Genomic DNA, 351 nt, shown 5'->3' with positions numbered 1-351 from the left:
GGTTGCGCGACTCAGGCAACGCTTCGGTGGCTTCACCCCGGGCAAGCGCCAGCGCATTGCGATAGCAACGCTGCGCGAGCTCCGGATGCGCTTCGCCGACATAGACGTCGCCTAGCGCTTCCCATGCATTCGCATTCGGCTCGATGGCGAGTGCGCGCTCGAGGAAGGGCTTGGCCTTGCCACACAGGCGTGCACGCACGCACATGCGACCGACGGCGGTGAGCAACGCGGGATCGTTAGGGTGGGTATCGACCCAGCCCTCCGCGCGGCGCAGGCGCTGTTCGAGATCTTCAGCGCCCATGCTGCCGTACGTAGCGATGAGGGATGGCGACCATTCACGACGCAGGGCCG

Annotated in this window: 1 protein-coding gene; it reads right to left on the bottom strand. The window is 66.4% G+C overall.

Annotated elements, in window-relative coordinates; all coding sequences use genetic code 11:
- A partial coding sequence (locus CBX98_RS25700; protein ID WP_197710257.1) for a hypothetical protein occupies window positions 1-301 on the bottom strand: 301 nt, incomplete at its 3' end.
- Window positions 302-351: the final 50 nt, after the last annotated feature.

This window comes from Vibrio sp. T9 (assembly GCF_003123985.1).
Classification (GTDB): domain Bacteria; phylum Pseudomonadota; class Gammaproteobacteria; order Enterobacterales; family Vibrionaceae; genus Vibrio; species Vibrio diabolicus.
The sequence above is the reverse complement of the archived record's forward strand: the minus strand, read 5'-3'. Positions and strand labels throughout refer to the sequence as shown.